This window comes from Alteromonas sp. S015 (genome assembly GCF_036864485.1).
Taxonomy (GTDB): Bacteria; Pseudomonadota; Gammaproteobacteria; order Enterobacterales; family Alteromonadaceae; genus Alteromonas.
In genome coordinates this window covers 386,733-400,512 of sequence record NZ_JAZETO010000003.1, presented here as the reverse complement: position 1 = coordinate 400,512, position 13,780 = coordinate 386,733, and the positions used below count along the sequence as shown (strand labels likewise).

The window sequence follows — 13,780 nt, the reverse complement described above, 5'->3', positions numbered from 1 at the left end:
AATTTTTTGAGAACAGTATTGATCTTTATGTGTCAGTCGCTTAATGTAATGTAAGCGCTTTCAAACGGCCATTTTTATTTGAACTAAATTGTAAGCGCTTACACAAGCTTTTTATGTGGTATTTGCCACAACATAAAAACCCAATTTCTTTTGATCAGGGCTGAAAACAATGACGAAAAAAGCATCTCAACTCTCGCGGATAGCGGCCGCGATCTCAGTCACAACTCTATTTGGCTGCGGAGGTGGAGCAACAACTTCTACCGATATCGACGTTGTCGACGCAACGGTTCCTGTTACCGACTGGGAGCTGGTTTGGAATGACGAATTCGATGGAACGAGTATTGATGATGATAAATGGACCCATGAAGTAAATTGCGACGGTGGCGGTAATAATGAAGCCCAGTGCTACACAGACAGCGAAGACAATTCATTTGTGTCTGATGGTAGTCTAAAAATAGTTGCGCTTCCTGCCGAAGAAGGTGCGCCAAAACCCTACACTTCAGCCCGATTAATCACTCAATACAAAGCCGATTTTAAATATGGCCGTTTTGAAATACGCGCGAAGCTACCCGAAGGGCAAGGTAGTTGGCCAGCGTTTTGGATGATGCCTACTGATTCTGTATATGGCGGCTGGCCTCGCTCTGGTGAAATTGACATTATGGAAGCGGTAAACCTGAAAGCAGCAGACACGGAAGGTAACCCTGAAAATCATATTTACGGTACTCTTCACTATGGTCAAGAGTGGCCAAACAACGATAGCTCAGGTCAAGCTTATTCTCTTCCAGATGGCGCAAACCCAGCTGATGATTTCCATACCTACGCCATTGAATGGCAGGAAGGTGAAATTCGCTGGTACATGGACGGTTATTTATATGCCACCCAGCGTCGCTCCGAAGTACGCTATAACGCAAATGGTGATGCAACAGGCCTTTCCCATCGCGGTTGGTATACTGAGTACTTCGATCAAATTACCGGTGAACTTGAAACCCAATGGAATAATGCCCCTTACGATCAAGAATTTTACATGATCCTTAACTTTGCTGTGGGTGGAAATTGGCCTGAAGCAGTTAACGAAACGGGCATTGATGCAGACGCATTTGTGAACGGCCAGACCTTCGAAATTGATTACGTGCGCGTTTATGAATGTGCCTCTAATCCTGACACAGGCAAAGGCTGCGAAACCGTGCGCCCTGGCTACGATTCTCTTGAAGACGCACTGGTTGAAGGTGCAGCCCCCGTCCCATCGCCGCCTTCTACTGGTATTCCACAAGACTTAACCATTTTTGATGGCACGCCTAACCCAAATTGGGCAGCGTGGGATTGCTGTGGTGGCTCTACACCCCAACTTGTTGAAGATACTGAGCTAGGTCAAGTTTATGAATTTACCTTTGGCGCAGAGCCTACAGTAGTTGGTTTCATCAGCCGCGATGCGTTTCTTACTGACCCAGAAGGTGAAGCCTCTCCATTTGATGCATCTCCCCATGAAGGCATTGGTAGCTTAAAATTTGATTTAAAACTTGTTTCTGCTCCCAATAACGCTGAAGCAAACTGGAACTTGAAAGTAGAAAGTACTGAAGCAACCACAGACGCCTCTTTTACACTAATGAGCGGCTATGTTGGTCCATCAGACACAGTACCAGCTGCACCGCAAGTGGGCGTATGGGAAAGCTATCAATTCCCCATCAGTATGTTTGCTGAAGCAGAGCTAGACACCAGCGCCATTGATACCATCATGATTTTCCCTGACTGGGGCGCAGGTGAAGGTGCCGTTTACCAAATTACTAATGTAGAAATTTCACAGGACGGTGCGGTTTTATATCCAGAACTCACCATCTTCGAAGACGGCCAGAACCCTGATTGGCCTATGTGGGACTGCTGTGGTGGTTCTACGCCAAGCGAAGAAATGGATGAAGAAGAACACGGTTTGACAGCGGAGTTCCGCATTGGCGCTGAGCCTACTGTGATGGGCTTTATCACCCGTCCTGCTTCAGGAGGTGGTGATACTCCATTTGATGCAACAGCGCTTACTGAAGGCGGCTTACTACAATTCGACATGCGTGTAGTGAGTGCACCTAACAATGCCGAAGCGTCATGGTTGTTTAAAGTAGAATCTAACGATGCTTCAACGGCTGTAGAACTTCCGTTAGCGGATAGCGTTGAAGGTCAATCACCCGTTGAAGGTGAGTGGCAGACTTATACTTTCACTATTTCTGACCTTCAGGCTCGCGGCCTAGATGTAAGCGCCATCGATGTAATTATGGTGTTCCCAGCTTGGGGATCAGGTGAAGGCGCAGTGTATCGCTTAGACAACGTGAAGATTTACCACCCTGATAGTGGTGCTGAAGCGCCAACCGGCGGTATTGCCCTGTTTGCTGATACTGCCGCAAACCAATGGCGAATCTGGGATTGCTGCGGTGGTTCAACGCCAACAGAAGAGGCAGATGATGCGGACCACGGAACAGTAGCTGAATTCCGTATTGGCGCGACCCCAACAGTGATGGGCATCATTGCTGATGACGGTCACTCTTACGATGCGTCAGCACTACTCACAAATGGCACAGTGCGATTCGAAATGAAAGTAAGCGCTATGCCTAACGATGCTTCTGCGCCTTGGTTATTCAAAATTGAATCTATTAACGTGTCATCGGCGGTAGAACTCCCCATTTCAGCAAGCCTTGAAGGGGTAGATCCTGTTGAAGGTGAATGGCAAACCTATACCTTCCCGCTACAAACTCTTTACGACCTAGGTCTGGATATCAGTGCAATCAACGTCATCATGATGTTCCCTGCCTGGGGCTCGGGTGAAGGTGCAGTGTACCGCGTTGATAATGTTGAAATTGCAGCGCAATAGCAAAGCATGTGTTGCCTAGGTAGGGCTTGGGCAACACAAGAAATTGATAAGAATTAGTAGGGCAATTATGAAAAACACATCTTTTAAAAAGACCCAACTTGCCACATCAATGGCTTTGTTGATGGGCTCTTCTCTTGTGCTACCCACATACGCTCAAGAAACAGAAACAGTAACGCCCGCAGAAGGCGAAGTAGAAGTTATTCAAGTTAGCGGTATTCGCGGCAGTATGATCCGCTCGATGGACTTAAAGCGCAGCTCAAGCGGCGTGGTAGATGCCATATCTGCTGAAGAATTGGGTAAATTTCCTGATACCAACTTAGCTGAAGCACTTCAACGTATTACCGGCGTAACCATTAGCCGAAATAACGGTGAAGGTAGCCAAATTACCGTTCGTGGTTTTGGCCCTGAATTCAACTTGGTAACACTAAATGGCCGTCAAATGCCGGGGACGGGTTTTACTCGTTCGTTTGACCTTGCCAACCTTTCGTCTGAAGGTGTGAACACATTGGAGCTTCAAAAAACCGCCCGCGCCGAAAACCCTAGTGGCGGCCTAGGTGCCACGGTCAATATCATTACCATGAAGCCGCTAGCCCAGTCGGGACAAAACGCTACGATTTCAGTAAAGGGTATTTACGATACGTCGAATGAAGCGGGTGACGATGTAACCCCTGAAATTGCAGGTGTTTATACCAATACTTTCGCTGACGACATGTTTGGATTTGGCGTGTCTTTTTCGCATCAGGAGCGTGACTTTCAACAACAAGCAGCAAGCATTCAGGGCTGGGTACTTCAAGAAAACAGCGAACTTCCACAAAATATAGATCCAAGAAATATTGTTGATAACCGCACTAACATTACCGATGCAGCGTTCTTTCCGAAAGACATGAACTACAGCATCAACGATGTGCAACGTGAGCGTCAGAACGGCCAAGTAACCTTCCAGTTCCGTCCAGTTGACGAATTTACTGCAACCATAGATTACACCGCCTCTCGTGCTACCACAGGTGTAAACACTGTGGGTTGGGGTATTTGGAATAACTTTGGTGCAAATATCAATGCCTACGAACTGGATAAGAACGGCACGGCTGTTTATGCCGACATCAGTGGCGATGACGCTTCATTTACGGCAAGCCGCAATACTACCCGCGTTGACGCCCGATCACTGGGTGTAAACTTAGATTGGATGGTAAACGATGATTGGCATTTCCGCTTAGATTATCATGACTCTTACAATAAAACCGACAACGGTTATGACAAAGGATTGGGCAGCGCAGGGCAAATCATTCTTGGTTCGAACCAACTAGAATCTAAGGTTTATGACTACCGTGAAGGAGAAATCCCTCAGGTTTTCGTTAACTGGAACAACGGCAGCAATGAAATTTTACCTGGTGAAATCGACTCTAACTTCAGCCAGTTCATCTATTCTCCGGGCCGCTCTGACATCGAACAACTGCAGTTAGACGGGACTTGGTATAACTCGGCGTGGGACATCCCACTAGTTAAAATTGATTTTGGTGTGGCTCGCACAGAACAGTCTTTATCAGGCTTTACCGCATGGAGCGGACTGCGAGGCGGGCCTGGCTTTAGCCCGTCTTTCACGGAGATCTTCCCAGACAGTATGTTCGTTCGCAACGACACCTCCGGCTTCTTAGACGCCTTTGATGGTGGTGGTGCAAGTATGAACCCGGGCTATTACTACACTTTTGACTTTGATGAAGCCATTGCGCGTCAGCTTCAATTCATCACTGCCGACGTTGTGGGTGAAAGCAATGCGTATTCTATTGACCCATATTTCAGCGGCGATCCTTCAGTAAGCAATGTAGAAGAAACAACAGATTCAATCTATGTGCAAACTGAGTGGGACTTTGACGTTAGCGATTACTACGTTCAAATTAACGCTGGCCTTCGTTACGAAGAAACGGAAGTACCTAGCACTGCTGAAGTTCGCGTGCCTATTCAAGTAAACTGGGTTGCAGCTGGTGAGTGGATCACTGTTTTCCAAGACGGTGTTGAAGAGCAGGACTTTACTGGCAAGTACGATGTTCTCCTTCCTATGTTCGACGTGAAAGTTGATGTAACGGATGATATTGTCGCCCGCTTCTCTTGGGGTAAATCGATTACTCGTGCACCTATCGGCTTCTTGCAAGGTGGACGTTCATTTAGCGGAAGCCCTAAAATTGGCTCGAGGGTAGTATCTGAAGGCAGTACCGACCTTAAACCTTATGAGTCAACTAACTTAGACTTATCTTTCGAATGGTACTATGACGAAGCAAGCTATGCGTCAGTAGGCCTATTCAGAAAGTCAGTGAAGAACTATATCGATACCCAAGGTAGGCTTGAAACCTTTGACGGCCTTAACGATATTTACCAAGGCCCAAGATGGCAAGAAGCTGTTTCTGCACTTCAGGCAGAAGGCATTCAGGCCACCGACAGTAACATTTACGACTACTTCAGAGAAGCAGGCTACGCTGATGCAGACGGCGTTGTTGAGCCGAATTCAGACGACCCGCTTATTGAGTGGAACGTAGTGAAGCCTCGTAACTTAAACGACTCAAAAACCGTTGAAGGTATCGAGCTTGCTGTCCAACACACATTTGGGGAAACCGGCTTTGGCTTTGGTGCCAACGCAACGCTGGTTGACGGTGACGTAGAGTATGACCCATACAACCTTGAACAGCAAAACCCGCTGGTAGGTATCAGTGACTCAGCTAACTTCCAAGTGTTTTACGAGAAAGAAGGCCTGTCTGTAAAAGTCACTTATGCATGGCGTTCTGACTATGTTGTTGGTATTGGCCAAGCACAAGGCTCGGCGGATAACCCAGCGACTCAGTTCGATACGTTTGGTCAGGTCGATGCCAGCATCAACTACGATGTGAATGAGCACCTAACAGTGTTCTTAGAAGGTGTAAACATCAACGACGAAACCGAGCGTGGTTACGGCCGCTTTGAAGAGCAATTCTTATTTGCTCGTCAATACGGCCCTCGCTATACGCTAGGCGCTAGATATACATTTTAATTGGCCCAGCTAATTATTTCTTGATAGCCGCAGCAATTACTGCGGCTTTTTTGTTGTAAGTTTTAAAAAACTTTGTGTATCATGCTCAGCCCTGCAACTATGGCAGGGCAGTTTAAAGCAGTACATTACGGATATTAAGCAATTCATGGAAGGAATTAGTCGTTTCCTTGTCGTTTCCATACTTTTATTGTCGCACGCTTTTCCTATTGCAAGCGCTCAATCTTCGGTAGAAGCCGCAGCACTTCAACCTCAGTGGTTGTCATTGTTACATTATGAAAAAACGTTTCTTGGTGATTATACGTCTGCTATAGATACACCAGCATTTTTCTTTTCGCCCCGCGGGTCAATCGATCCGCTTGCAGAACTTCAAGCCACAATATCTTCGTTTGTAGAAAAACCTGATTCACAATGTACTTTTCCAGCACGGGCTATGTTTGTGTCAGAGAATGTTGCAACGCTACCTGATGTGCAGTGCGACGCGTTCAACGCATTTATTTCTAACATTAATGCTACAGGGGTTAGCCTAGTTTATGCATCGGGTTATTTAGGAAACCCCGCAAGCATGTATGGCCATGTATTTTTGAAATTTAACAACACATCGCAAAGCGAATTGCTGGACAATACTTACAACTACGGCGCTCGTTATCCAGATAATGAAAATCCTATCGCCTATATCCTAAATGGTATTTTTGGTGGCTATAACGGTTATTTTGCTAATCAAAAATACCATCATCAAACACTCACTTATAATGAAAGTGAACTTAGAGACTTGTGGGAGTATTCGCTTTCATTAACCTCAAAAGAGATTTCTTTCTTATTGGCGCACCTTTGGGAACTCGAGCAGATCCCAATGACCTATTATTTTTTTAAACAAAACTGCGCGTATCAAATTGCGCAGCTTCTCTCCCTGGCTACGAGCACGTCGTACATGCCCAATGATAAAGCGTGGATAATGCCGTTTGATATTGTTGCAGCAATTAAAAAAAATCACCCAAGCCTTATATCAACAGTTAAATACCACCCTTCCCGACAAGAGGCGCTTTACACAAAATTCGCTCAATTGACTGAAAAAGAAAAAGCGCAACTGATAGTGGCATTGAGCGCTGAGGAAACGACTCCTAAATCGCTGACTCAAATACTTAAACCCTTAAACGAAGAGCAAATGAAAAGGGTGATTGATACAGCCTTTGATTACTTTTCCTATCTGTCGCAATCGCAGTCAGAAAACGATGTATCGGTTATGCTGCAGCAAAGAAAAGCATTTGTGGATGTGCGGTTCGATTTACCTCCCGGCAACAGTAGGTTTAAACCATTGACTCCTGCTCCACCCGATACAGCGCAGGATACGACGCTTTTACAAGTGAGTATGATCTACAACAATTATCCTGGCACCGGGGTAGGCGTCAGGTTTCGCGCAAACTATTATGACTTGCTTACGATAAACCCTGCGCGTATCCCCTTTTCAGAACTCTCCACGTTTGACATAAGGCTAAATATCTTTGAAGGCGCAAAGAGAAACCTTGCGGAGCTAACAGCGCTTCGCATTACAAACTTAAATGCGGCTAATACGGGTCTGCCTGGCGACAACAAAATGGCGTGGAAATTTGCGGGTGGATACCGTGACCTATCTGTTAACAACGATAATGGCGCATTGTACATAGACGGGCTGCTTGGAAAAAGCTATTCACCTGCATTCGATATCGCGCTTTACGGAGGTTTATCTTCAACCGCGACAAGTAAGAACAATCTCGGCGGCTACCTAGCGGTAGGGGCTGAGTTTGGTGGCGTTTTTAAAATTTCGCCACATCATGCTATGTCCTTTAGCGTGGGACATCAGAGGTATGTCAATGCACCCAACCAAAAGCGAACCTATGCAACATGGGAACAACGCTTTTTGAATAATCAACAATACGATGTTAGGGCATTGTTACGCTATGACGAAGAGTTCGAATATTCGGTATCTCTGTCATATTACTTTTAATAAAACAATAAAACCAAAACGGAGTTTTAAAATGAAAAAAATTGCATCTATTGCGCTAGCAGTTGCAGCATTATCTTCAAACGCTTTCGCACAAAGCGAAACAGATAAAATTAACCCATGGAAACACTGTGGTATTGGCGCTGCAATATTTGATGACAATGGCACTGCAGCAGCGATTTCTAATATCATTTGGGATCTTGGTACCACTGCTATTTCTTCTAAAATCTCTTCAGAAGACTCTTGTGAAGGTCAGCGCACAAAAGCTGCCATGTTTATTCAAGACAACTTTGACGCGGTACTTGAGCAAACTGCAATGGGTGAAGGCGAGCACGTAAATGCTATGCTGGAAATTCTTGAAGTAAACGAAGAAAACAAAGCTGATGTTGTAGATGCGATCCGTACTTCTGTTGATGCACAAACACAGCCAGAAGCATACTACAACGCAGTTATTGCTGCTATTTAAAAGCTTATAAAGCAAACGTCGCCACTGTTTAAACTGGCGACGTTTATTATATGTTAGTATTAACGCTTAATATTTCGTCAGTTCTGACAACTCATTCTCGCTGATTCTGCTGCACTTGGCGTAAACTGAATATCTGCCACACTCAAGCTAGCCTTCCCTGAACTTCCCAGCTCAAACGGCACAACAAGGCCGGTAAAATCGATACCTTCATTAACAAAGCACTGTAGGTCAATACTTATGTTTGTCCATGTGTCAGCTGGCATTGCCTTTAGCTGCTCGCTAATATCAATTTGCGTTGAACAGCTGCCTGCTGCGTCTCCCTCGCCTTCACAGTTCATGCCTACCGTTACAGGTGCATTTATGTCTGAGTGACGACTAACGTTAAAGCTTAAAGCACCATGCGTAAGTAGTTGCGCACTTAAATCTTCACGGAAAAAGCTCTTGCTTGCAAAACGCATAGCGGCGAACTCAGTACCATCGAAAGTGATTTTACGCGCATCTTCCTGCACTTCCTTATCAACCGTACGATAAGTAATTGCTCCAACAGTATGCGTGCTTGCGTTCACTGCCAGAGAATCATCACCAGAGTAAAGCCATAATACCCAAGGTGCCTCAACCGAGCCCTTTAGGATTTCCATCGGCTTGTTGCTGTCAGTACTGACTCTAATTTCAGTATTTAGCGTATCGCTTAGAACGTTGTCATCGCTGTAAGTTAAGCCGAAGCCATAAGGCAGCAAAGGTTCATAGGTTTCATCTCCTTTATTAACGATCTGCTGAGGCTCTGACGGCCACGAGAAAGACAACTTGCCTTTAAAGTCCTGCTCACCAAACAAAACGTCTGCCACCGCTGCACCTTCAGAGCCAGGAAGCCAAGCTGCAACAAATGCATCAGATGCATTTAGCTCTGCGTTAACCCACATCGGACGGCCGCTGATAAATACCGACACCACGGAAATTCCCTGAGATTTCAAGTTTTCGAGCAACGCTAGATCCGTTTTGCTCCCGTGTTGATAAATTAAGGTTTCTCTATCGCCATGACCCTCGGCATAAGGCTCTTCACCAAACACCACTATGGCGACATCAGGTTTAGTTTCAAAGCTACCGTCAACCGATAGCTGTACGTTACCACCAGCATTTTCTACGTGCGCTTTAATACCGTCATAAATAGAGCTGCCGCCAGGGAAGTCATCGTTGGTATTATTTGTGCCTTGCCACGTAATACTCCACCCACCTGATTGCTTGCCGATGTTATCCGCACCATCGCCCGCTACCAATATGCGTTTGCTTGCAGAAATCGGGAGAGTTTTATTTTTATTTTTCAGCAGCACCAGAGACTCGCGCACCGCTTGCGCCGCCACTTCTCTATGCTCTGCCTTACCTATAAGCGAACGGTCGCCAGATAACGGGCGATTTGCCGGGCTTGGCTTTTCGAAAAGTCCAGCGCGTACTTTCACTCGAAGAATTCGGCGTACCGCATCATCAATACGCGACATAGGGATGGTGCCGTCGTTTACTTGAGCTAGGGTATTGTCATACAGCACCTTCCAATCGTTTGGTACCATGAAAATGTCCAAACCCGCGTTGATGGCCTGTGCACAATCTTCGTTGTTGCAACCTTTAACTTGCCCATGACCGTTCCAATCACCGACTACAAACCCCTCAAAGCCCATTTGCTCTTTAAGTACGTCAGTTAGCAAGTATTTATGACCGTGAAGCTTCTCGCCATTCCAGCTATTGAACGACGCCATAACAGACTGCGCGCCCGCCGTTAATCCGCCCACATAGCCTTGGGCGTGAATATCAAATAACGCTTGTTCGCTGGCGACATTATCGCCCTGGTCATCACCACCAACCGTACCGCCGTCACCAACAAAGTGCTTTACCGTACTAATCACACGCTGGTCACTTAAAAAGTCTTTGTCAGCCGCGCCTTGAAGGCCTTTAACGACTGAAGCGGCATACTCTCTAACAATAGTTGGGTCTTCAGAATAGCTCTCGTAGGTTCTGCCCCAGCGATCGTCACGTACCACAGCAACGGTAGGCGCAAATACCCAATCGATCCCCGTCGCCATGACCTCTTTAGCTGTAATGTGCGCAATTTTCTCTACCAGTTCAGGGTTATTCGCGGCACCTAATCCAATATTGTGAGGAAACAAGGTTGCGCCTATAACATTGTTATGACCGTGAACCGCATCGGTGCCCCACATGGTAGGAATTGTCGAGCCGTCCAAGCTGTCGTCAATGGAAGCCTGATAAAGCTTTTCGGCAAGCGCTACCCAGTCTTCTGGTGTGGCATGCTTGTTGTTATTAGGGAATGCCCCCCCGCCGTTAAGATAAGAACCAAATCCATATTTGCGCATATCTTCTACCGTGATATTACGAATTTCAGGCTGGATCATTTGCGCAATTTTTTGCTCAATAGTCATGGTAGACAGAATGTCTTCTACCTTGGTTTCGACAGCAGAGTTTGTTTTAACTTCAATATCTAGTCTAGGCCATACCTCGCTCGCCTTGTTTGGCTGTAGTTCAACGTCATCGACTGAAAGCGCATTTTTTTCAGCTGAACATGCACTAACTAAAACGCCAACCAATGCTCCGGTAACTACTTTCGCGATTATTTTCTTTCGCATTGTTAACCCTCGTTACTTTTCAGTGGTATTAATGTGAGATGCACTACTTCCTACAAGACCATAGTAGGCAATGTAAAGGTAGCAAGAAGCGGGTAGCAAGAATGACAGTGTAACGCCGATAGAGTCTGCTAGCATACCTTGAAGCAGTGGAATAATGGCGCCACCAACTATGGCTAAACAAAGAATGCCAGAACCTTGCGGGGTGTCTTTTCCTAGCTGGTGAAGTGCAAGGCTAAAAATGGTGGGGAACATGATTGAGTTAAACAATCCTACGCCCAAGATACTCCATAGCGCTATATCTCCTGTGCTTGATAGCGATAGCAATATAAGCGCTATAGCCACACAGGCGTTAAACGCCAGCACGTAGCCACCCGAGATTTTCTGCATTACCGCAGCACCGATAAAGCGCCCTACCATTGCGCCTCCCCAGTAATAGGCAAGTAGCTTGGCCGCCCCCGCCTCACTTAAACCGCCAACGGCAGGACTCGCTAAATAGTTTACCAGCATGCTGCCAATAGCCACTTCCGCGCCGACATACATAAAAATGCCAACGGCGCCTAAAACAAGGTGCTTGTGGTGCCATGCACCTCCTTTAAACACTCCAGTGCTTGCGCTGGTGTGGTTTAGTTTCGGCAGCTTTAAATACATGAAAACAAGAGCCAGAAGAAGCAGTGACGCAGCAAGAATTAAGTAGGGCACTTGCACGTCTGACGCGCTTGGCGTACCGCCCCCGTGCTCGCCCGTTGCGCCGTAAATAAGATAAGAGCCGAAGAAGGGAGCCACGGTTGTACCAAAAGCGTTAAATGCTTGGGTCATGGTGAGTCGTGACGAGGCAGTTTTAGGGTCGCCGAGTGCAGTTACATAAGGGTTGGCAGACACCTGAAGTACGGTTATACCAGACGCTAATACAAAAAGAGCTAACAGAAAAATACCGTATATTTGACTTGAAGCAGCGGGGAAGAACAGCAAGCACCCCACGCAGGCTATAGCGAGCCCAAGTACAATACCTTTCTGGTAACCAATGCGCGACACCACCATGCCTGCAGGCAATGACACAATAAAATAGGCACTAAAAAAACAAAACTGAATCAGCATTGCTTGTGTAAAGCTTAGGCTAAATGCACCTTTTAAGTAAGGAATAAGGATGTCATTCAAACAGGTGATAAAACCCCACATGAAGAACAACGTGGTGAGTGAGATAAGCGCAAAACGGTATCCGCCGTTTGCCGCTGACTCTTGGGCGCTTGAAATATTAGGCTGCACTGGTGTCTCCACGAATAACCTCTGTTGCTATTTTTCTATTTAATGATAAATTTACATTTGAAAGCGCTTACATATAAATGCAAACAAATTTGTAAGCGCTTACATTGAGGAGATAATTACACGAAGTGTTATCGAATTCAATGTAAATATGATGTTATTTGCTCTGTCTAGCGCAGGGTTAATATGAAAAAATTGTTATAGTCAGGACATTTCCACGATGCAAGAAATTAACCTTCCATCCAACTCAATGATGTTGTCGAAAGACTTTTTGTTTGGTGTGGCTACATCGAGCTTCCAAATAGAGGGAGACCGTAAGGGGAGATTAGATTGTATTTGGGACACGTTCTGCGAAAAGAAAAATGCCATTTCTGATGCCACTAATGGTGACATTGCCTGTAACCACATAGATTTGTGGAAACAAGATGTAGAGCTAATTGATTCTCTTGGTGTTGATGCTTATAGACTGTCTATCTCGTGGCCGCGAGTGATGAAACAGGACGGTAGCGTAAACGAAGTGGGCATGCGCTTTTACGTAAACTTGGTTAACGAGCTTATTAAACGCGGGATGAAAGTGTTCGTGACGCTTTATCACTGGGATTTACCGCAACATCTTGAAGATAATGGTGGCTGGCTCAACCGAAATACAGCCTATGCATTCGAAAAATATGCAGAGGCCGTGGCAAAGGTATTGGGCGAGAAAGTTTATTCTTACGCCACGCTAAATGAGCCATTTTGCTCGGCTTATTTAGGCTACGAAACCGGTATACATGCGCCTGGTAAAACAGGTATGGGCAACGGGCGTAAGGCGGCACACCATCTGCTACTGGCACACGGGTTGGCATTAAAAGTACTCAATACACATTGCCCGAATAGCCAAAACGGTCTTGTGCTTAACTTTAGTAATTGCCATACAAAAAGTGACTTACAGGAAGACATACACGCCGCCAAACTCGCCGATGATTACCACAATCAATGGTATTTAAAACCTATTATTGAAGGCAAATATCCAGACATTATCGATAAGCTCGCTCCCGACGTTAAGCCCGACATTGCAGAAGGTGATATGGCTATTATTTCTCAACCTATCGATTACCTGGGCATTAATTACTACACTCGCACTGTGTATCAAAGTAATGATAATGGCTGGTTTGAAGTAGTGCCTCCAGACACAAACGATTTAACTGCTATGGGCTGGGAAATTACCCCAGATGCCTTTACCGAACTGCTTGTTGATTTACATCAGCGCTACGATTTACCGCCTATTTATATCACTGAAAACGGAGCGGCAATGGATGATGAGCTCATAGATGGTGAAGTGTTAGACAACGGGCGTACCGCCTACTTCCACACACATATAAATGCGGTAAATGAAGCAATAGAAAAAGGCGTAGATATACGCGGATATTTTGCGTGGAGCCTAATGGATAACTTTGAGTGGGCCCTAGGCTATTCAAAGCGTTTCGGCATCGTTTATGTTGACTACGAAACCCAAAAACGTACGCCAAAACAAAGCGCTTTGGCTTATTCAAAACTGGTTAAGAGCCGGATAAATGGGTACATTAGCGGTATCAAATAA

7 protein-coding genes are annotated in these 13,780 nt (G+C 45.8%); 5 read left to right on the top strand and 2 right to left on the bottom strand.

Going from position 1 to position 13,780, the window contains the following annotated elements:
• Positions 1 to 169 precede the first annotated feature (169 nt).
• The 4 genes from V7R42_RS08200 (at position 170) to V7R42_RS08185 (ending at position 8,311) form a co-directional block, all read left to right on the top strand.
• Positions 170 to 2,851 carry a family 16 glycosylhydrolase gene (locus tag V7R42_RS08200; protein ID WP_334019690.1) on the top strand — a complete coding sequence of 894 codons (2,682 nt, stop codon included), beginning with the start codon at positions 170 to 172 and terminating at the stop codon, positions 2,849 to 2,851.
• A 67-nt stretch (positions 2,852 to 2,918) separates the two neighbouring features.
• On the top strand, positions 2,919 to 5,867 hold the full coding sequence (locus V7R42_RS08195; RefSeq protein ID WP_334019689.1) for a TonB-dependent receptor: 2,949 nt from the start codon (positions 2,919 to 2,921) through the stop codon (positions 5,865 to 5,867).
• A 145-nt stretch (positions 5,868 to 6,012) separates the two neighbouring features.
• Positions 6,013 to 7,848 (top strand): Lnb N-terminal periplasmic domain-containing protein, encoded by a 1,836-nt coding sequence (locus V7R42_RS08190; protein ID WP_334019688.1) that lies wholly within the window; start codon positions 6,013 to 6,015, stop codon positions 7,846 to 7,848.
• Positions 7,849 to 7,879: 31 nt separating this feature from the next.
• Complete coding sequence (locus V7R42_RS08185; protein WP_334019687.1) at positions 7,880 to 8,311, top strand: DUF3015 family protein; 432 nt, start codon at positions 7,880 to 7,882, stop codon at positions 8,309 to 8,311.
• Between the two features lie 77 nt (positions 8,312 to 8,388).
• Here V7R42_RS08185 and V7R42_RS08180 read toward each other — a convergent pair whose 3' ends face one another.
• Together V7R42_RS08180 and V7R42_RS08175 are read right to left on the bottom strand one after the other, a co-directional pair.
• The gene (locus V7R42_RS08180) at positions 8,389 to 10,941 is read right to left on the bottom strand and encodes a glycoside hydrolase family 3 protein (RefSeq protein ID WP_334019686.1); all 2,553 of its coding nucleotides are present in this window, start codon (positions 10,939 to 10,941) and stop codon (positions 8,389 to 8,391) included.
• Positions 10,942 to 10,953: 12 nt separating this feature from the next.
• Positions 10,954 to 12,216, bottom strand: coding sequence for a sugar MFS transporter (locus V7R42_RS08175; protein WP_334019685.1), 1,263 nt, complete (start codon positions 12,214 to 12,216; stop codon positions 10,954 to 10,956).
• A 205-nt stretch (positions 12,217 to 12,421) separates the two neighbouring features.
• Here V7R42_RS08175 and V7R42_RS08170 point away from each other — a divergent pair, with 205 nt between their 5' ends.
• Complete coding sequence (locus V7R42_RS08170; protein ID WP_334019684.1) at positions 12,422 to 13,780, top strand: GH1 family beta-glucosidase; 1,359 nt, start codon at positions 12,422 to 12,424, stop codon at positions 13,778 to 13,780.

Excerpts from the sequence above, each read along its gene's own strand:
- V7R42_RS08190 (WP_334019688.1), top strand. The coding sequence starts at position 6,013 with ATGGAAGGAATTAGTCGTTTCCTTGTCGTTTCCATACTTTTATTGTCG.
- V7R42_RS08185 (WP_334019687.1), top strand. The coding sequence starts at position 7,880 with ATGAAAAAAATTGCATCTATTGCGCTAGCAGTTGCAGCATTATCTTCA.
- V7R42_RS08195 (WP_334019689.1), top strand. The coding sequence starts at position 2,919 with ATGAAAAACACATCTTTTAAAAAGACCCAACTTGCCACATCAATGGCT.
- V7R42_RS08200 (WP_334019690.1), top strand. The coding sequence starts at position 170 with ATGACGAAAAAAGCATCTCAACTCTCGCGGATAGCGGCCGCGATCTCA.
- V7R42_RS08180 (WP_334019686.1), bottom strand. The coding sequence starts at position 10,941 with ATGCGAAAGAAAATAATCGCGAAAGTAGTTACCGGAGCATTGGTTGGC.
- V7R42_RS08170 (WP_334019684.1), top strand. The coding sequence starts at position 12,422 with ATGCAAGAAATTAACCTTCCATCCAACTCAATGATGTTGTCGAAAGAC.